The sequence below is a fragment of the Pseudoalteromonas sp. S4492 genome (assembly GCF_005886115.1).
Taxonomy (GTDB): Bacteria; Pseudomonadota; Gammaproteobacteria; order Enterobacterales; family Alteromonadaceae; genus Pseudoalteromonas; species Pseudoalteromonas gelatinilytica.
Map to the genome: position 1 here is coordinate 151,965 of NZ_PNCP01000038.1, position 18,916 is coordinate 170,880.

Below are 18,916 nucleotides of genomic sequence, written 5' to 3' on the forward strand. Positions count from 1 at the left end.
TAATATAATATTTTTATTCAACAACTAAAAAAGCAAAATTCTCTTTCAAAATTAGGTGGAACACACGATGGTCGAACTAAGTACCTTAGACTGGGCAGTGCTAGCAGGATTTTTTGTCCTGTTACTAGGCGTTGTCGTGATGTCTATGCGACAAAAAGAAGAAGACACCGCTGATTACTTTTTAGCGGGTCGTAATGCAAGTTGGTTAGTGATTGGTGCCTCTATTTTCGCATCAAACATTGGCTCGGAACATTTGGTGGGCCTTTCAGGTTCAGGTGCACAATCGGGTATGGCACTGGCTCACTGGGAAATGCAATCGTGGATCATTCTACTACTCGGTTGGATTTTCGTGCCTTTCTATTGGAGTAGTAAAGTCTACACCATGCCAGAGTTCCTAGAGCGCCGCTTTAACTCTAAATCACGTACCTTCTTGTCTGTTATCTCATTGATTAGTTATGTATTAACCAAGGTTGCGGTAACGGTTTATGCCGGCGGTATCGCATTTAAAACAATCTTGGGTATTGAGAGCATTTGGGGTATCGACTTCTTCTGGATTTCAGCGATTGGCCTTGTGGTGATCACCGGTATTTATACGGTACTTGGTGGTATGAAAGCCATTATGTGGACCTCCGTGTTGCAAACTCCGGTGCTCATTATTGGCTCCTTAGTCATATTAGTTGTTGGTTTAGATAAAGTAGGTGGCTGGGAAGAAGTTGAGCGTATTAATGCGGCCAATATGCACCTTATTCGTAGTGCTTCAGATGCTGAATTCCCATGGCCAGGCATTATTTTTGGCTCATTCATTATTGGTTTTTGGTATTGGTGTACAGACCAATACATCGTACAACGTGTTCTATCTGCAAAGGGTATTAAAGAAGCCCGTCGCGGTACCATGTTTGCTGGTTACTTAAAATTACTTCCTGTATTTATCTTCTTAGTGCCGGGTATGATTGCCTATGCATTAAATGCTAAAGGTATTATTAGCTATGAAAGTGCTGACCAAGCCTTCCCAACGTTAGTTGCGGAGCTATTGCCAGCAGGTGTTAAGGGGATTGTAATCGGTGGTTTAGTTGCAGCACTAATGAGTTCTTTAGCATCATTATTTAACTCATCAGCAACCTTATTCACCATTGATTTTTATAAGAAATTCAAACCTGAATCATCTGAGAAGCACCTTCTGAAAGTAGGTCGAATTGCCACTATCGTTATTGTTGTATTAGGTCTTTTGTGGATACCCGTCATGAGCTTAATTGCCGATGTGCTTTATGAATATCTGCAAAGTGTTCAGTCTCTTATTGCACCGGGTATTGCTGCGGTATTCTTACTCGGTTTATGTAGTAAACGCATCACTCCAACAGCGGGTTTTGTGGGCTTAGTATCTGGTTTTGTACTGGGTATGATCCGCTTAGTCTTGCTGCCATTTAAAGATGATTTAACAGGTTCATCATTTGCGTGGATCACCACGATGAACTGGTTGTATTACTGTATTCTGCTATTTGTCATCGTGGTCGCCATTATGATTGTGGTGAGTATTTTCACCAAACAAGCAGACGAAGAACAATTGAAAGGTCTTACTTTCTCAAGTCTAGATAAAGCAACCATGAAAGAAGTGGCTGCCGGCTTAGATAAGTGGGACTACATTCATACTGCGGGTATTATTGGTATTACTGCCTTTATTTACTACCGCTTCTGGTAATCGTTCGTTCCCAAGTTGTAGGGCGCCAATTGGCGCCCTTTTTTAGTCTGCTCGTTCAGGTGAGAACACTGGAAAGCCGTTTTTATCCCACGTAATAATGCGTGCTCGCGCATGGCGATTTGGATCTGTCAGTGGTGTTCCTTTCAGCTCTTTATAATCACGACTGTGATAAATCATTAAATCGGTTACCCCATCTTCAGCTTTCACAAAACTGTTGTGTCCAGGTCCAAAACGACCCAACTCAGCATTGGTAGTAAACACCGGCTCTGCCTTTTTATGCCAGCTAGCAGGATTAAGTAAATCAGCATTCACATCTGCCCATAGTAAGCCCATTGCATATCGATGATCGGTAGCGCTGGCTGAATAAGTGACAAATATTTTATCGCCATGAGTGATAACAGCAGCACCTTCGTTGACCTTATAACCTTGCACTTCCCAATCAAGAGTTGGCTCAGTAATCGCGATAATGGGTTCTTTAATTGATGTTGGTGAGTCCATTTCAGCTAACCATAAAGCTGAGTTATAAGTTGCAGGCTGGTTCTGCTGCGCCCAAATCATGTAACGCTTACCCTTATGCGTAAAACTTGTGGCATCAAGCGAAAAACTATCAAGGTGGCTAGTTACTTGACCCATTTCTTGCCACTCACCTTGCATCGGATCAGCACTGTCGTTTTTAAGCGCATACATACGAATACTGAACGGTTTTTCGATATCACCTGCGGCAAAGTAGATATACCAACTGCCATCAATCTGATGCAGCTCTGGAGCCCAAATATTGACACTCATTGGGCCTTTATCTCGCTTTTGCCAAATAACCTTTGGCTCAGCTAATTTTAAATCGTTTAAGCGACAAGCTTGGCGCAGCTCAATTTCATCAAATTTCGGCGAACTACCAATGAACGTGTAACAGCCACTTTTTTCATCACGAACTAACCAAGGATCAGCACGCTTAAGTACGATGGGATTATCAATAGGTGCAAGAGTCTTGCTACTATTAGCATCAGCGAGGGCTGACAATGACGAGGCGCTTAACGCACTAAGAAGCGTTAGCCGAGATAATTTTTTGAGCATAATGTGTCCTGTAATTCGTCTCGATTTTATTGTTAATATTGTATTACATATTATATAGTAGCTGAATGAACACAAGAGTTAAAACAACAAAAGGTATTCAAGCATGAGACCCGTAAGTAAGGTGACACACGCAATGAAGTGGCTTTCAACAGGGCTACTTTTTTCTGCCGCAGCCGTATCTGCAAAACAAGTTGAAGTACACGATCCGGTAATGACCAAAGAAGGCGACACGTACTATGTCTTTAGCACAGGCCCGGGCATTACCTATTATGAATCGAAAGATTTAACCAACTGGAAACTTACCGGGCGCGTTTTTAAAGATGAGCCAAGTTGGGCAAAGCGTATTTCACCAAGTTTTGATGGCCACTTATGGGCACCCGATGTGTACGAGAAAAATGGTAAGTTTTACCTTTATTACTCAGTCTCAGCATTTGGCAAAAATACCTCAGCAATTGGTGTAACGGTTAACGAAACCCTTGACCCATCATCACCTGATTACAAGTGGATTGATTACGGCATTGTGGTTGAATCTGTGCCTGAGCGTGACGATTGGAACGCTATCGACCCAGCCATTATCGAAGATGACAATGGTACACCGTGGATGAGCTTTGGTTCGTTCTGGGGTGGTCTTAAACTAGTACAACTTGATGATGACATGGTGCGCTTAGCAAAACCTGAAAAATGGCATCACATTGCGAGTCGTCCAAATACGGAACATGGCCCGATTGAAGCACCTTATATCTTTAAAAAGAACGGCTATTACTACTTGTTTGTTTCGTTTGATAAATGCTGCCGTGGCGTTGAGAGTACTTACAACGTGCGCGTAGGCCGCAGTAAAAACATCGAAGGCCCATACTTAGATCAGCAAGGTCGCTCTATGCTTGATGGCGGTGGTAGTTTAGTTATTGAAGGTAACAAAGATTGGGCAGCCCTTGGCCATAATGCTGCATACACCTTTGATGGCAAAGACTATTTAGTATTACACGCCTACGAAACAGCCGATAACGGCGTGCAAAAGCTACGTATTTTACCTATGAGTTGGAAAAACGATTGGCCGGTTGTTAACCCCGCCGACCTAACTAAGCTCAAAACCAAGCTTAAGAAGTAATCATCCAAACCAAAAAAACCTGCAAAATTGCAGGTTTTTTATTTACTTAAGTGATCTATTTTGAGATAGCAAGTTGGTATTATTAACGAAAATCAACCAAGGTAATATCAACGAGCATGGGGCTTTGGCAGCCTTGTTGATGCTTTTCTTCAATAAATACGCTGTACACATCGCGTGCCAAATGCGCAGGTATTAGCACCTCAAAGCGACTGCCTTTATTCATTAATTGCAATGCTTCTTGCAAGCCCACTATCGCCTCTGCAATTTCGTACTCTACAGCAGCGCCTTGCTTGCGAGTGTCGAACAACACCCGACCATTTTTAAGGGTAACCCGTTGATGTACAGTCACTGTGGCATCCCAACTAGGTTTATCCCCCTGACCTTGCTCAATCACTCTATAACCAAGCCCTGTCGGCGTTTGGTAAAAACTGTGTTGCTCAGCGCTGTTATCTAAAAGCGACGGTAAAACATGCTCTTTAGTCGTCGCAAATACATTGTTGCTTAACATAGCCAACTCTTTATTGTGCGTTGATTAAACGAATACCATAGATACCACCGGCAACAGAATCTTTGTCGGCAGCAAAACGTAAGGTCAGCGTTGTCGACTTTTTCATTGCTTCTGTTAATGGGTAATCAATGGTGTAGAACTCATCCGTTGGTTTACCTACAGGCAAACTAACTGCAGCTAATTGCTCACCATTTAAATTAATTGAGAAGTGACGGTTCACATCGCCAATAAAATAGCGAACACGCAAAGCAACCGCTTTTTGTTCTGGGTTGCTAAGCTGATACTCAAACCAACCTGTCGCATCGCGCCAATGATGACCATTATTAACACCCGCACGGGTTCCTTCACCTTTAAAGCCATGCTCAACTTCTGGTTGTTGCTCACCCGGCGTAATTTGATCCACGGTTAATAAACGAAGCTGCTCTTTCGCTTGCTCAGCCGCTTTTGCATCGGCAACAAATTGCGTGAACTCAGCTTCACTTTGCTGCGGCCAATACACTTGATAGCGACTATCGTGTAAGCGGAAGAACGGAATTAGCTCTGTGCTTTTGGTGTTATCGATACCTTGCTTGGCAATCGCCACATTTTTATCGGCGATAAATGCAAGCTCTTGGCCCGGTTTACGAGTGAGATCGGCAATAAATTTTTCTGGCTCACTCAGCATTATTGGCAGAGCTTCTGGCGGACAGGTCGGCCCTGCGGCAATGTGGCCCATGCGGCTATTATCAGCAACAAAGTTAAGCTTTTCATTTGCAAATGCTTGTACTTTAGTGGCCATTACAACAGGTCCGTACATCACAGAGTAATAATGCTGGCCATCAGGTAGCTGCTCAGTATAAAGCTTAGGACTAAGTTCAAAGGCAAGCTTATCTCCGCTTTGCCATGCATGGCTGATGCTGTAGTAACCGTCTTTTTCGGTTGCGTTTACAGCTTGTCCATTTAGAGTAAAGCTCAGCTCGCCTTGTTGCCAAGACGGTTTACGAATATGAATTACCGACTCAGCACTTTGCCCCTCAGACAAACGATTTACGGTCAGTGAGACCTTGTTATCATCTGGGAATTGGCTTTCTTGCGTGATCTGTAAGCCCTGCTGTTGCCAGTTTAACGTGCTTGGAATAAACAAGTTTACCCATAGCTCTTGACCTGTATTGCTATAAATCAGCTCACCATATTTGCTGTGATTTTCAATACCTGAGCCAACACAACACCACATTGAATCTTGCACTGACGAATACATACGGTAATGACCAGGACGCATTGAGGTAAAGTACACAAGACCACCATGCTCTGGGTGTTGTGACGATAAAATATGGTTATATGTGGCGCGCTCATAATAGTCTAAATAGCGCGTATCGCCGGTTTTTAAAAACAATAACTTACTCAGTTTCATCATATTGTAAGTGTTGCAGGTTTCTGGGCCTTCAACATCTTCAACCATAGGCGTGAAGTCACTTTTATCATGAAAATGCTCACGTACTGAGTTACCGCCAATTGATACTGAGCGCTCTTGGCTGACTGTTTTCCAGAAAAAGTCAGCACCTTGCTGCCATGCTTTATCATCGCTGGCATTTGCTACCTTTAACATACCAATAATTTTTGGAATTTGCGTATTGGCATGCAGGCCCGTTAACTTATCTTCTTTATGTAATAAGGGTTCAATGATGATGTTATGAGAGAACTGGCGGGCTAGTTTTAAGTAGCGCTCATCATCACTAATAAAGTACATGTCAGCAAACACATCATTTAAGCCACCATGCTCTGAATACAGCATTTGTTGAACTTGTTCATCAGTTAGCTTGGCAGTGGTCGCTAAAAACCATTCGCCTAGCTTAAATAGCATTTGTTTAGCTTTATCACTGCCAGCAACGTCGTACGCATCACGCAGGCCATGGAAGATTTTATCTATGTTATAAAGCGGCACCCAGCGGTCGTTTAAGCTGAATAAATCGGCTTTGATTTCACCCTTTTCAATCTGCTGCCACATTTCATCGCCATTTGGGATACCGCCTAAGTAACCACCTGTGGCTTGTTGAGCGCGATCCAGCTCACTCAGCATATAATCTAAACGCTGCTTTAATTCTTCGTCACCCGTGGCTGCCCACGCAAGACTCAAGGCAGAAAGATAATGACCACCAATATGGCCATCAAGGCCAGTGCTTTCCCAGTTGCCATAATTAGGCGCTTTTGGTTCAAGGCCAGCTTCACGCAGGTAAGGAGCAAGCAGCTGATCAGGATGAAGAGCTAATAAATAACGCACATTCGTTTGCTGTGCATGTAAAAACGGGCTGGCGCTTAAACTTACTTGGTTTAGGGCAAATAAATGTTGTTCGCTGGTATGTTCAGCATGCTCCACTGAAGCGGCTTGTTTACTGTCTGTTGGCAGCTCACTGCAACCGGTCACAGTTAATATTGCAGCGCAAACGCTTGCCAAATAGCTAACTTTGAATGTGTTCATACTGTTGTCTCCCAGCGAATTGTTATTTTAAAGAGCAAAGCGCACACACTGTTTAGTGTGTGCGTAAAGAGTGATTATTTTGGTAGGCGTTTATGAATAACCATATCCGTATAGTATTCATCGGTAATTTTGTATTTTTTCAAGATCAGACCTAGCAAGGCGTGGAATACACCAGGAATGATAGTTAGCATCAGTGCTAAGCCCATTAGGGTAAATTCGGTTTGCTCAACGTTAGGCTTGTACTCAAAAAATGCCAGTAATAAACCACCTGCTAAGCCAGCTAAACCGCCCCCGGCTTTTTGGCAGAATGAAATACCACCAAACGATAGACCCGAGGCACGAACGCCGTCTTTAATTTCACCGTAATCTACGGCTTCAGCAATGGCAGACCAGAATACTGGTGCATGTAAATCAACCACAAATGACAAGATGATATAAAGCACAAACGCCATCATTACATCACCCGGTTGCACCACAAAGTACATTAGCAATGAGATGAATAGCACGGCGATTTGTGATTGACGGAATAGCTTCATTTTACAGTAACGCTGGGTGATCCACGTACTTGCCACCATAGAGACAATAGATGCTGCAATACCCGCACTGGTAAAGGCCCCCGCTAAATCTGGCACACCTAAATAATAGGTTGCGTAATACATAGCAACACTGCCACGAATCGCATAGCCAAGCGTACCAAGTACACATGCTGCACAAAGTAGTAACCATTGGTCGTTTTTAATAAGCACTTTTAATTGCGTAATAACACTTTCTTTTTGCGGCTCGTGAGTAATACGCTCTCGAGTCGTTAAGAAGCAAAATAAGAACAACGCAACGGCACAGGCTGATACCAGCGCCATCGCCAGTTTATAACCGTAAGATAAACTATCGCCACCCCAGTAAGATGCTAATAACGGCACCGAGAATACAATCACCACATTGGCAATTTTAGCGAAGAACATACGGTAGCCATTAGCTGACAAACGCTCTTTAGGATCGGCAGTTAATACGCCGATATAAGAAATATAAGGAATAGCAACACCAGTAAACATCAAGGTCGCGAATAGGTAAGTCGCATAAGCCCAAGCTAACTTCATGTTGTAGTCGAAATCTGGCGTGGTAAAGAGCAGAACGACCGACAAACCATACGGTACAGATAAAAATAAGAACCAGTGACGGAACTGACCCCAACGGGTTTTCACTTTATCGGTGATCACCCCCATTAAAGGGTCGGTAAAGGCATCAACAAAACGCGCCACTAAGAACAACACACCCATATCAACCGGATCAAGTCCGTAGATATCGGTGTAAAAGAAAGACATAAAATAGAATAACGCTGCAACCATGACATTCACTGCCATGTCACCGGCACCAAAGCCGACCTTTTCTACAACGGATAACTTTTGAGATTCCATACAACAACACCCTAATTGGTCAATAATGAGCCGCCGCTCACTATTTCAAGCAATGTCGAAAAGCCTTCAACACTGCGTATCAAATAAATTTACAGCCCTAGATATTACACAGCTTGGCCATTGCGTTCGTTATTTTTGTAAATTTAATGCTAATCTAATTAATAGTATTATCATACCTATTAAATCGCAACTCTTTTCGACCGATGGCAAAGTATCGCGCCAGCAATAAAAAACCCCAGCAAAGCCGGGGTTTTTGGGTCTATTCAAGAAATTTAGAAAGAATAACGTGCACCAAGTGCGAATGTGCGTGAGTAGATACCGTTACCAAAGTTAAACAGGTTGTCGTTACCTTCACCATAGTAGTTTTGATATACGTCATCTAGGATGTTCGTTGCATCAAAAGTAACCACTAAATCATCATTCACATTGTAGCTAAATTGGAAATCTAAGCTTTGCTCAGGACGACTCCAGAATTGAATCGGGTTAGCAAAGATTGCCGCTTCGTTACCTGTGTAGAACTCAGAACGCCATACATAAGATAAACGCATGTCGAATGAATCACGCTCGTAGATACCTACGATACTGTATGATTCATCAGAAACACCGGCCATTTGTGAATCAACATAACCAGAGATCTCACCCGTCTCATCGAATTCAGGTGTATCTTGTGATGAATCAAGCATCGTGTAGCTTGCTTGCACACCAAAACCGTTTAAGTACTCTGGTAAGTTTTCTGGGAAGTAAACTAAACCAACTTCTAAACCAGATAGTTCACCGTTTGAAGCATTCACAGGTGCACTTAATACATATGGACGTGTTACGCCATCATCACCTTCGCGCACAACTTGCTTACGACCCGCAACAACTAAGCCTTCAATTTCACGCTTAAAGTAAGCTGCGTAAAGTGAGCTTGTATCTGCGAAATACCATTCAAGTGATACGTCGTAGTTCTTTGATTCTGTTGGTTTAAGATCTGGGTTACCACCATTACCTGTACCGTAGGTAGCACCTTCTGTTAATGGATCATACCAGTATTGCAGTGCATTTAAGTCAGCAAAATTAGGCATACGTAATGTTTCTGTGTACGCGACACGACCCACTACATCATCAGTGATATTCCAGTTAAGCACAAAGCTTGGAAGTAATGCGCTGCTATCTGCACTTGCTGAGCTTTCTTCAAATACATTTGAGTTCATGCCGCCAGACTCGGCAACAAAGTCCATCTCTTGCTCGTAGCTTACATAACGTAAACCAAACTCACCGCTGATATCTTCCGTTAAGAAGAAGTTAGTTGTTGCATATAGCGCGTATGAGTTTTCTTCGATATCAAATGTTTTGTAAACGTCTTCAGCTTCAATGCCGTATACGCTGCGAACAGCATCGCCATTATCTAGCATGTAACCACCGTCTGCAGTTACAAAGCTGTTGAATACATCAGCACGGCCATCGAAATAGTCATCAACTTGGAACACAATGCCAGTACCATCGCCAGATGCACCCGCCGCTGCTAGTTGTTCAATTAAGCTTGCTACAGAGGTGTTAGCAATACCTGCATCTTGACCACGTGTGTATTCTTGCGCAGTACGTTTTTCGTAACGACCACCGAACTTCACTTTATCGAAGATAGCGCCGCCAATTAGGTATTCAGCATCAAACGTGAAAGTTAATGCGTCACCTGCGTTACCGCCGCCATTGTCATAAATTGTACCTGCATTCCAGTTTTCGATAGCAGCCATATCTGCTTCGTTTACCGCTGTATTTGGGTTATCCCAAAACGCGATACCTGGTACGCCGTCTTTATCGTTAAAGTCTACATCTAAACCATATGCAGTGCGGTCAAATCGCATTGCGAAGAAATCTGTTTCGTACTCACTGTCTTGGTAAACAACTTCTGTATTAATGGTTAGGTAATCGCTTGCTTGCCACTCTGCACCTAATGCATATAAGTAGCTATCTGTTTTACCGTATGAGTAGTCACCACTTTGGAAGCCGCCAGCGCCAATCGCTTGCTTTTCCTTAATAACGTTAGTGCCATCAAACACCGTTGGTGTTTCAATGAAGCCGTTACCGTTTTCAAACGTATTTGAGAACCACATCGCGTTTTGCGATTCGTTTTCGTAACCTGTGTAGAAACCTTCAGCTGTGATTTCGAGTGTTTCATTAGGTGCCCACTGTAAAGAGACAGACGCAGCTGGACGCTTACGAAGACCAGTGAATGAAGTACCAAAAATAGCATCGCGTGCAAGTAGGTATTCAGTTGGCTCACCATTTACGTCTAAAGTAGAACCTGCCGCAGTCGGTAGACCTAACTCAGTACCTTGAGTCCAAAATTCATTTGGTACACGTGAGTACGGTGAGTAGTTGTACTGTGGTTTATCAGTAAAAAATGGGAACGCTGCACCCGCTGTAATGGTGTCATCGCGGTAATGTGTTTCAGCATAAGAAATATTGAAAAGTGCACCAAACTCACCAGCACCGTCGATTTCCCAACGGTTAGAAAGTAACGCACTGATATTTGGATCAACTTCATCTGGTTGATCTGAGTAAATCGCACGTGCCGCTAAAACAACTTTTTCACCTTCGAAGTTGAAAGGACGGTGGGTTTTAATATCAATCGCACCTGCGATACCACGTTCGATTTGATCCGCCGAACGGGTTTTATAAACTGTTACGCCTGAAAGTAAACTTGCAGGAATGTCTTGCAGCGCCACATCACGACCCGCACCTGTAAAGATAGCTCGGCCATTAACTGTGGTATTAACATCAGTAAGACCACGGATTGAAACCGCACTTACTTCACCAGCACCACGGCCTGTTGTTTGTACACCTGTCACACGTTGTAGTGCTTCAACTACGTTGTTATCAGGGAATTTACCAATATCTTCAGCAACAATTGCATCCACGATTTGAACGCTTGCACGTTTTTCATCTAGCGCTTTGTTTAAACTGCCGCGAATACCTGATACTTGAATAACCTCCATCTCATCGACGTTATTCTCAGGAGTTTTTGGTGCTTCCTCCTGTGCAAAAGCAAATTGACAGGTAAATGCCATAACTACAGCACTGGCTATGTGTGTTCTTTTAAACATAAGCGGTGTTCTCCAAATTATAGTTTTATCGGTCCGCTGAACTTTCCCCATTCAGTTACCGAAGAGTGACCACTGCATTGTGCATCGTGTGTTGTCAAAACGGTGCGCGAGTGAATCTACATTTTATTATGTTAATACATTGCTGCCTGAACTTTAATCATATTGTATGATTATTTAACAGTCAACTCAAAAAGCCAAATTAAAATTAGTGCCATTATGTTTACAAAAAACGTTGTAATTATAACACGTTACAAACTCAAAAAGGGCTGCGTTTTTATTTTGGGAATTTATGTAGCCCCATTATTATCAGTCACTTAGCGTTTGTTTGTTTGCTTGTTTAATTTGTCTTTAGTTCATCCAGAGCGACAAAAAAGGGCTAACAAGTTATTTACCCGGCGTATTTTGATGCTACTATGATAAAAATACAATAATACAATATAGAGTTATTTTTTGCTGCACTTTTACTGGTTTGTTTCGATGTAAACAATCAGTTACTCAGTATAATCAGGCATACACTGTGTATTATCTGGTCATTTAGAGCGAGCTCTAAATACAAAAGCTGCAGTTCGAACAACAATTATTAGTCACAGAGGACACTCATGAAGAAATTAAAAGCGTTAGCGCTGCCATTGCTTTTTTCGAGCAGCTTAGCCGTTGCACAAAACCCATTATTCACCGATGTATTTACTGCAGACCCAGCAGCACTTGTTCACAATGACACCGTATACCTTTATACAGGTCATGATGAAGCACCTAATAATGATGTGTTTTTTGAAATGCACGACTGGTTAGTCTTTTCATCAACAGACATGGTGAACTGGAAAAAACACGGCCCAATCATGAAAGCAACCGACTTTAAATGGGCTAAAGGCGAAGCATGGGCTTCACACATGATTGAGCGTGATGGCACTTTCTATTTCTTTACAACCGTTCGTCACAACGACACAAAACCAGGTTTTGCAATTGGTGTTGCGACGTCTAAATCACCAACAGGTCCATTTAAAGACGCGATTGGCCATGCATTGGTTACCGATGATATGACCAAGCACACGCCAAATGATTGGGACGACATCGACCCTGCAATTTTTACTGAAGAAAACGGCGATACTTACATGTTCTTTGGTAACTTAATGCCAAAATACGTAAAGCTAAGCGACGACTTACTGTCTCTTGATGGTGAAATTAAAACGCTAGACTTGCCTAACTTTACCGAAGCGTTATGGGTTCATAAGAAAAACGACAACTACTATGTTTCGTACGCATGTGAGTTCCCTGAGAAGATCTGTTATGCCATGAGTAAAAGTATTCACGGACCGTGGGAATATAAAGGTATCTTGAATGAGATCGCAGGTAACAGCGAAACCAACCACCAATCAATCATCGAATACAAAGGTAAAGACTACTTTATTTACCATACTGGTGCTGTACCACCGATTGATGGCAAACCAAGTGGCGGGCGTTTTCGTCGTTCAGTGGCGATTGAGCCACTTTACTACAACGAAGATGGCACACTTAAACGTATTATCATGACCACTGAAGGTCTAAGTAAACAAGACAAGTAATATCAAAAAGGGCTCTTTAAGAGCCCTTTTTAATGCTCAAATGTAATACAAATAAACAAATTTAACGGAAAATCCTCACTTTCCGATAAGCAAAAAACTTCCCTAATAGCGCAAAAACAGCGAAAAAAGCGCCAAAAATGGCAACTTGAAAAAATTAAAATCACGCTGTACATATTGTAAACACTGATACTTCATGTTTACATATCAATTACCTTTGCAAAAGTATTTGCACATTTTAAATCGTACTATAAAATTACAATACTACGTTCTTATTAGTTTGATATAGGCACGCGGCAATTTTATTGACAACAATCGAATAAAAAAATGAATCCCAGTTTCAAGAGGACACATAAAATGAAATTAAATAAATTAGCCATGGTCATAGCCTGCTCTTTGGCTGTTACAGGTTGTGGCAAAGAAGATGGTACTAAGCTTGGCACAGCACCAGCGGTTGCCGACCCGCAAAGTGCAAAACCGACAGTAAGCAGCAGTGTTGAATACACTGAATCTGGTAGCGTAATGGTTACCAATGTAAGCGTGCACGATCCTTCTGTCGTTAAAGTTGACGACACTTATTATATTTTTGGTTCACACCTTGCTGCCGCTAAATCAACTGATCTCTTGAACTGGGAAATGATTTCGAGCCTTTCAGCTAACGCAGCCGTTAATGAAAGCCCATTATTCGATTACAACTACACAGGTGAAATTGCCGAAGGTATTGAATGGACAGATGGTTTTACAGGAAACTGGGCGGCCGATGTAATCAAAGCGCCAAATGGCAAATTTTGGTTTTACTATAACCACTGTGCACAAGATAACCCAGATACCGCAGATGTGGTTGATGAAGTGTGTTGGAACCGCTCTTACCTTGGTTTAGCTGAAGCTGACAATATTGAAGGCCCATATAAAAACAAAGGTATTTTCTTACGCAGTGGTTATCGCTCAGAAGCTGAATTTACAGCTTACCCACTTGATAACGGCCAAACGACATGGAATGGTGCCGTTGATCCTAACGTAATCGATCCAGCGGCATTCTATGATGCTGACGGCAAACTTTGGATGGTTTACGGTTCATACTCTGGCGGTATTTTCGTACTAGCAATGGACGAAGAAACGGGTATGCCTGAAGCTGGTCAAGGCTATGGTAAAAAGCTAGTAGGCGGCGACTTCCGTGCAATGGAAGGTGCATTTGTTATGTACAGCCCAGAAAGTGAATACTACTACTTATTCTACTCAGTAGCTGGTTTTGCGCTAAATGATGGTTACAACATTCGTGTTGCTCGTTCTAAAACACCAGATGGTCCTTACCTAGATAACGCAGGTAACGATATTTCAACATTAGGCGGCTTAGAAGTTGGTGAAAAACTAATGGGCGGCTTTGAGTATACACAAGAGCTTGGCGAAACAGCACCAGCATGGGGCTACCAATCACCAGGTCATAACTCTGCTTACTACGATGAAGCGACAGGTCGCCATATTTTAGTAACGCATACGCGTTTTCCGCAAACATCGACTGAGTTCCCAACCATTTCAGAAGCGCACCAAGTTCGCGTACATGAAATGTTCATTAACTCATTAGGTTGGCCTATGGCTTCACCGCAGCGCTATGTGCCGCTTGAAGGCGACAACATGGTTGTGGCAGATGAACTTTATGGTTATTACAAATTTATCAACCATGGTAACGATGTAAATACAGATGCTATTCGTTCAATGCATATTGCTTTAAACGAAGATCACTCAGTAACCGGTGATGATCCAGGTATCTGGTACATGATTGATGACTCAAATATTAAGCTTGAGTTAGATTCTGGTACGTACTTTGGTGTGGCTAAATGGCAATGGGATGATGCAACTAAAGCGATGGCTGTCACTGTATCTGCAACATCAAGCGAAGGTGCAACCATTTGGGCAAGTAAACGTGATGAAATCACAGATACAGCTAACGTACTAGGTACTGTTCAAGAAGCGCTAGATATTAAAACTGAATTATCAATTGCAGACGAAGGCTACTCATTACCAACAAAAGGTAAAGACGGTGCTGCAATTAACTGGGAAAGTAGTGATGAGTACTACATCACCAGTGAAGGTTCGGTATTTATTCCAACGCCAGATCGCGGTGATAAAGCAGTTACGTTAACGGCTAATATCTCATTAAACGGTGAAAGCACAACCAAAACATTCAATGTAAATATTGAAGCGCGCCCTGAGTTTAAAAATGCGATTGCACACTATGCATTTGAAGATTCACTCAGTGATGGCTTAGGAAACCTTGATGATGCGGGTGTAACAGACAACAGCATGCTAAATGTGGGTGCTGGTACAGCAGCCTACGCTGAAGGTCAAACAGGTAAAGCATTTAACTTTGATGGTGCAACGGGTGTTCGTTTACCTGATGATCTTGTTACTGGCGATGAGTACACTATTTCATACTGGTTTAAGCCAACTGTACTGACTAACTTCACGCCTACATTCTTCGCGGCAACCTCTGATGCACGTTGGATGAGCTTGATCCCAGGTAGTACCCACTTTACAACAACACCAATGCTTTGGAGTCGTTACTTAGCTGATGATGGCACAGATATGTGGAACCAAATCATCTCTGACTCACCAGCGGTAATGGATTGGAATCATATTGCCATCACTTATGCTAATGGCACAGCGACACTTTATCGTGATGGTGTACGCTCAGGTACGATGCCACGTCCTGATTTCTTTAGCACACAAGCAGGTAACTTTGCGCTGGGTGTGAACTACGGTTGGGACTTACCTTTCCAAGGTCAAATTGATGAATTTATCGTCTATGACTATGCGCTAAACGGCTTAGATATCAATGGTGCGGCTATCAATAACCTGACAGATCCGACTAAATTCGAAGACTTCATTACAGATGCGCTTGATTTAGGTGATGTTTCTGCAGTACGTGATAGCTTTGAATTACCACGAGTAGGTCCATTTGTATCTGGTATTAGCTGGACGTCAAACAACGAAGAGTACTTAAAACCAGTTAACGGCACGGCTGTTGTGACACAACCAAGTGCGTCTGCTGGCGACCAAGTTGTAACATTAACTGCAACCATTAAGTACAAAGACTTTACTGATACTAAGTCATTCGATGTAACCTTAAAATCACTTGCACCTGCTGAATACAGCTTTGAAGGTGACCTAACTGCATTAAACGGCGCATACGCGGCGGGTAAATCAACGGGTGGTTTCATCAATAATACTGGCGGTAGCGTAAGCTATGTTGACGGTGTAATTGGTCAAGCAGTATTCCTAGAAGGTTCAGGTGTTCGTTTACCGGATAACCTAATCACGACTAATGACTACTCTGTATCTATGTGGCTTAAACCAGAAAGCTTCACAGATTACACAACAACGTTCTTTGCCGGTGCAAGTGCAAACGCATGGTTAAGTTATGTACCATCGATGGCAGGCTCAGCGCTAACGCGTTTATGGGCAAATAACGGTGCCTTCTTCGATAATGCAGAACTAGATAGCCGTATTCCTGCAAAAGAGTGGACACATGTTGCTTTCACTGTTGATGGTACAAACGGTGATGTGCTGAAGATGTACGTTAACGGTGAACTACAGCTAGAAACCGATGGCTTCCCACGTGTATTCACGGTTCCTGGTGAAACAAATGAGTTTGCTCTAGGTGTTAACTACTGGGATACGCCATACCACGGTGCTATCGATGAACTGAAAATTTTCAACGGTGCGATTAGCGCTGAAGAAATAAAAGCACTCTTTGATGCAGCTGCTGCACAAGAGTAACAAAGTGAGGTGAGCTGCCTCACCTCAACTATTTGTTGTCTGGAAAAGCCGGGTGAAAACCCGGCTTTTTTCTAAAGCTTTAGTACCTTTTGCCGATACATACATATCATTCACTTTCATCGCTCTTATTATGGCTATTAACTCATTAGCAAGTGCGCTAACTATCTCAAACGCAAGCACAGCAAGCAGTCATACCCACTCAAAAGTAGGCTACAAACTTAGCAGCCAAGAGATGAATAAACTCTCTGGTCGTGAAGTAGAGCCCGCTCAAAAAGAAGAAGTATCTAGCGAACTCCCCGCGCATATTCGCAAAATGGTTGAGCAACTTGAAAAGCTCAAAGAACAACTCGAACTCGCCAAAGAGCAATTAGCCAAACTGCAAGCGCTCAAAAACCAAGAAGATGAAGCTGTAAAAGTGCAAGTTGAAACACAGACCAAGATGGTGATGGAAATCCAAACGCAAATAATGTCTCTTAGCCAATCAATTAGCGATGCGCTAAAAGAAGCAGGTATTAGCGACCCTGGAGTGCTAATGAGCGTGCTGGTGTGATAGAAGCTTTAAGCTGTAAGTTTTGAGCTATAAGCTTTAAGTCTCAAGCTTTACTCTTGTCGCTTTCATCTCGCTAACTCCCTTTCATGCTCACTTTACTCTTGCAACTTTACCCTCGCTAACTCCCTCTCATGCTCACTTTACTCTTGCAACTTTACCCTCGCTAACTTTTCTCAAAAAACCCAAAAAAGGGTCAAAACCCAGTGAGTATGCGGGCTCTGAAATATCGAGCACGCAAATACGAAACTTCCTTAGCAGTAAAAATAGGTGTTATTTAGGGTCATTGTCGTTACATTTAGTAGCTGTTAAAACAACTTGTTTTGTTCAATAAATCAACAGCATAAAATTAACGACCTAACCTACATAGCCACTTTACGAACTCAATGACAAAGACCGTTCAAATAAAAAACAACACTTAAATCCCACTAAAAAGCCTTTCCTAGCACTTTTTTAGTATAGAAATTAACCAACTCATTCGTATTATGAATTCACCCTATGAACGAAGTGAGGGCGTCTTATGCGTCAAATTTTATTACTTTCTGTAAATGGATTTACGCTACAAAAACTGTTTTTACTGGCATCGTTATTGGTGTGCTTTTTCACCTCAGCTGAAGAAACAAGCCCTATCTCAACAGCAAGAGCATGGTTAACCTTGGTTGATTCTGGAGAATACCACGAGAGCTGGCAGCAAGCTGATCAGGTTTTTCAAAACAACACGCCCAAAGCTCGCTGGCAAACAGCCTTAGATCAAATACGCGTTCCTTTAGGCCGAGTTATGTCTCGCACCTATTTTGGCACAGCAGAGTATAGCTCATTACCCGGCCTGCCAAATGGTGAGTATTTAGTAGTCAAGTTTCAAACCGAGTTTATGAATAAAGAGGCAGTTGTTGAAACACTCAGCCTTAGCAAAGCCGCCGATGGCTGGCACCCATTAGGCTATCTGATCGATTAGTATAGAGCAGCGCAAAGCGCCCTTAGGCTTTGTGCTGTAAGAGTTATCGGCAGTCAAAATACGTATCTGCGGGAAAATAAACCGCACAATTGATGAATAGTATTTATTGTTCGTCGTCGTAACATAAAAACACTTCAAGACGTACTAAATAAACAACAAGTAAATGGAATTGCTATGAGAAAAACGCTCTTACTAATCATTTTTTTAAGCTGCTTTTGTGCACATGCTGAGGAGCTCGAAGTTATTCATCGCGCTAAAAGCTGGCTTGCGTTAATCGACAACGGTCAGTATCAGCAAAGTTGGCAGCAAGCAGACTCATTATTTAAACAAACAATGCCACAAAGCAACTGGAGTAAAGCGTTAAAACAAGTTCGGGTACCGCTTGGCAAGGTGGTTTTACGTAAGAATTTAAGCCTGATGAATTACGACTCTTTGCCCGGAACACCTGATGGCGAATACGTAATCATTCAGTTTCAAAGCCAATTTATGAATAAAGATCATGCTGTTGAAACAGTTAGCCTCAGCAAACGTAGTGGCCAATGGCAACCTATCGGTTATTTTATTAATTAGGGGTTATATTTAGGTTTTAGGTTTTAGGTTTTAGGTTTTAGGTTCTAGGTTCTAGGTTCTAGGTTCTAGGTTCTAGGCTCTAGGTTCTAGGCTCTAGGTTCTAGGCTCTAGGTTCTAGGTTCTAGGAGTGCATTGTAGAACGGCTTTAGTCGTGAAGATTATGTGATGG

At 42.4% G+C, this 18,916-nt stretch carries 12 protein-coding genes; 7 read left to right on the forward strand and 5 right to left on the reverse strand.

Features of this window, described 5'->3' with window-relative positions; genetic code table 11:
- The first annotated feature begins 67 nt into the window (after window positions 1–67).
- Complete coding sequence (locus tag CWC28_RS12630) at window positions 68–1,696, forward strand: sodium:solute symporter (RefSeq protein WP_105173866.1); 1,629 nt, start codon at window positions 68–70, stop codon at window positions 1,694–1,696.
- 42 nt (window positions 1,697–1,738) lie between these two features.
- Here the strand turns inward: CWC28_RS12630 and CWC28_RS12635 are convergent, their stop codons facing one another.
- Entirely contained in the window at window positions 1,739–2,767 is a 1,029-nt protein-coding gene (locus CWC28_RS12635; protein ID WP_063700862.1) for a glycoside hydrolase family 43 protein, read from the reverse strand.
- A 133-nt stretch (window positions 2,768–2,900) separates the two neighbouring features.
- Between CWC28_RS12635 and CWC28_RS12640 the strand changes: the two genes are divergently transcribed.
- Complete coding sequence (locus CWC28_RS12640; protein WP_249324970.1) at window positions 2,901–3,875, forward strand: arabinan endo-1,5-alpha-L-arabinosidase; 975 nt, start codon at window positions 2,901–2,903, stop codon at window positions 3,873–3,875.
- An 82-nt stretch (window positions 3,876–3,957) separates the two neighbouring features.
- On the opposite strand, the gene CWC28_RS12645 is transcribed toward CWC28_RS12640, so the two are convergent.
- The 4 genes from CWC28_RS12645 to CWC28_RS12660 form a co-directional block, all read right to left on the reverse strand.
- Window positions 3,958–4,383 (reverse strand): FKBP-type peptidyl-prolyl cis-trans isomerase, encoded by a 426-nt coding sequence (locus tag CWC28_RS12645; RefSeq protein ID WP_063700859.1) that lies wholly within the window; start codon window positions 4,381–4,383, stop codon window positions 3,958–3,960.
- A gap of 10 nt (window positions 4,384–4,393) precedes the next feature.
- Entirely contained in the window at window positions 4,394–6,838 is a 2,445-nt protein-coding gene (locus tag CWC28_RS12650) for a glycoside hydrolase family 127 protein (RefSeq protein ID WP_138625236.1), read from the reverse strand.
- Between the two features lie 74 nt (window positions 6,839–6,912).
- Window positions 6,913–8,250 (reverse strand): MFS transporter, encoded by a 1,338-nt coding sequence (locus CWC28_RS12655; protein WP_063700855.1) that lies wholly within the window; start codon window positions 8,248–8,250, stop codon window positions 6,913–6,915.
- A 272-nt stretch (window positions 8,251–8,522) separates the two neighbouring features.
- The gene (locus CWC28_RS12660) at window positions 8,523–11,339 is read right to left on the reverse strand and encodes a TonB-dependent receptor (RefSeq protein WP_138625237.1); all 2,817 of its coding nucleotides are present in this window, start codon (window positions 11,337–11,339) and stop codon (window positions 8,523–8,525) included.
- Window positions 11,340–11,938: 599 nt separating this feature from the next.
- Here CWC28_RS12660 and CWC28_RS12665 point away from each other — a divergent pair.
- From CWC28_RS12665 to CWC28_RS12685, 5 genes are all read left to right on the forward strand, one after another.
- Window positions 11,939–12,901, forward strand: a complete 963-nt coding sequence (locus CWC28_RS12665; RefSeq protein ID WP_054552276.1) for a glycoside hydrolase family 43 protein — start codon at window positions 11,939–11,941, stop codon at window positions 12,899–12,901.
- Window positions 12,902–13,255: 354 nt separating this feature from the next.
- Window positions 13,256–16,675, forward strand: a complete 3,420-nt coding sequence (locus CWC28_RS12670; RefSeq protein WP_138625238.1) for a LamG-like jellyroll fold domain-containing protein — start codon at window positions 13,256–13,258, stop codon at window positions 16,673–16,675.
- 52 nt (window positions 16,676–16,727) lie between these two features.
- Entirely contained in the window at window positions 16,728–17,225 is a 498-nt protein-coding gene (locus CWC28_RS12675) for a type IV pilus assembly protein FimV (protein ID WP_234003555.1), read from the forward strand.
- Window positions 17,226–17,742: 517 nt separating this feature from the next.
- Window positions 17,743–18,177, forward strand: coding sequence for a DUF4019 domain-containing protein (locus CWC28_RS12680; protein WP_063700845.1), 435 nt, complete (start codon window positions 17,743–17,745; stop codon window positions 18,175–18,177).
- Window positions 18,178–18,351: 174 nt separating this feature from the next.
- On the forward strand, window positions 18,352–18,747 hold the full coding sequence (locus CWC28_RS12685) for a DUF4019 domain-containing protein (protein WP_063700843.1): 396 nt from the start codon (window positions 18,352–18,354) through the stop codon (window positions 18,745–18,747).
- Window positions 18,748–18,916: the final 169 nt, after the last annotated feature.

Coding starts and splice junctions, on each gene's coding strand:
- CWC28_RS12630 (WP_105173866.1), top strand. CDS start 68: ATGGTCGAACTAAGTACCTTAGACTGGGCAGTGCTAGCAGGATTTTTT.
- CWC28_RS12635 (WP_063700862.1), bottom strand. CDS start 2,767: ATGCTCAAAAAATTATCTCGGCTAACGCTTCTTAGTGCGTTAAGCGCC.
- CWC28_RS12640 (WP_249324970.1), top strand. CDS start 2,901: ATGAAGTGGCTTTCAACAGGGCTACTTTTTTCTGCCGCAGCCGTATCT.
- CWC28_RS12645 (WP_063700859.1), bottom strand. CDS start 4,383: ATGTTAAGCAACAATGTATTTGCGACGACTAAAGAGCATGTTTTACCG.
- CWC28_RS12650 (WP_138625236.1), bottom strand. CDS start 6,838: ATGAACACATTCAAAGTTAGCTATTTGGCAAGCGTTTGCGCTGCAATA.
- CWC28_RS12655 (WP_063700855.1), bottom strand. CDS start 8,250: ATGGAATCTCAAAAGTTATCCGTTGTAGAAAAGGTCGGCTTTGGTGCC.
- CWC28_RS12660 (WP_138625237.1), bottom strand. CDS start 11,339: ATGTTTAAAAGAACACACATAGCCAGTGCTGTAGTTATGGCATTTACC.
- CWC28_RS12665 (WP_054552276.1), top strand. CDS start 11,939: ATGAAGAAATTAAAAGCGTTAGCGCTGCCATTGCTTTTTTCGAGCAGC.
- CWC28_RS12670 (WP_138625238.1), top strand. CDS start 13,256: ATGAAATTAAATAAATTAGCCATGGTCATAGCCTGCTCTTTGGCTGTT.
- CWC28_RS12680 (WP_063700845.1), top strand. CDS start 17,743: ATGCGTCAAATTTTATTACTTTCTGTAAATGGATTTACGCTACAAAAA.
- CWC28_RS12685 (WP_063700843.1), top strand. CDS start 18,352: ATGAGAAAAACGCTCTTACTAATCATTTTTTTAAGCTGCTTTTGTGCA.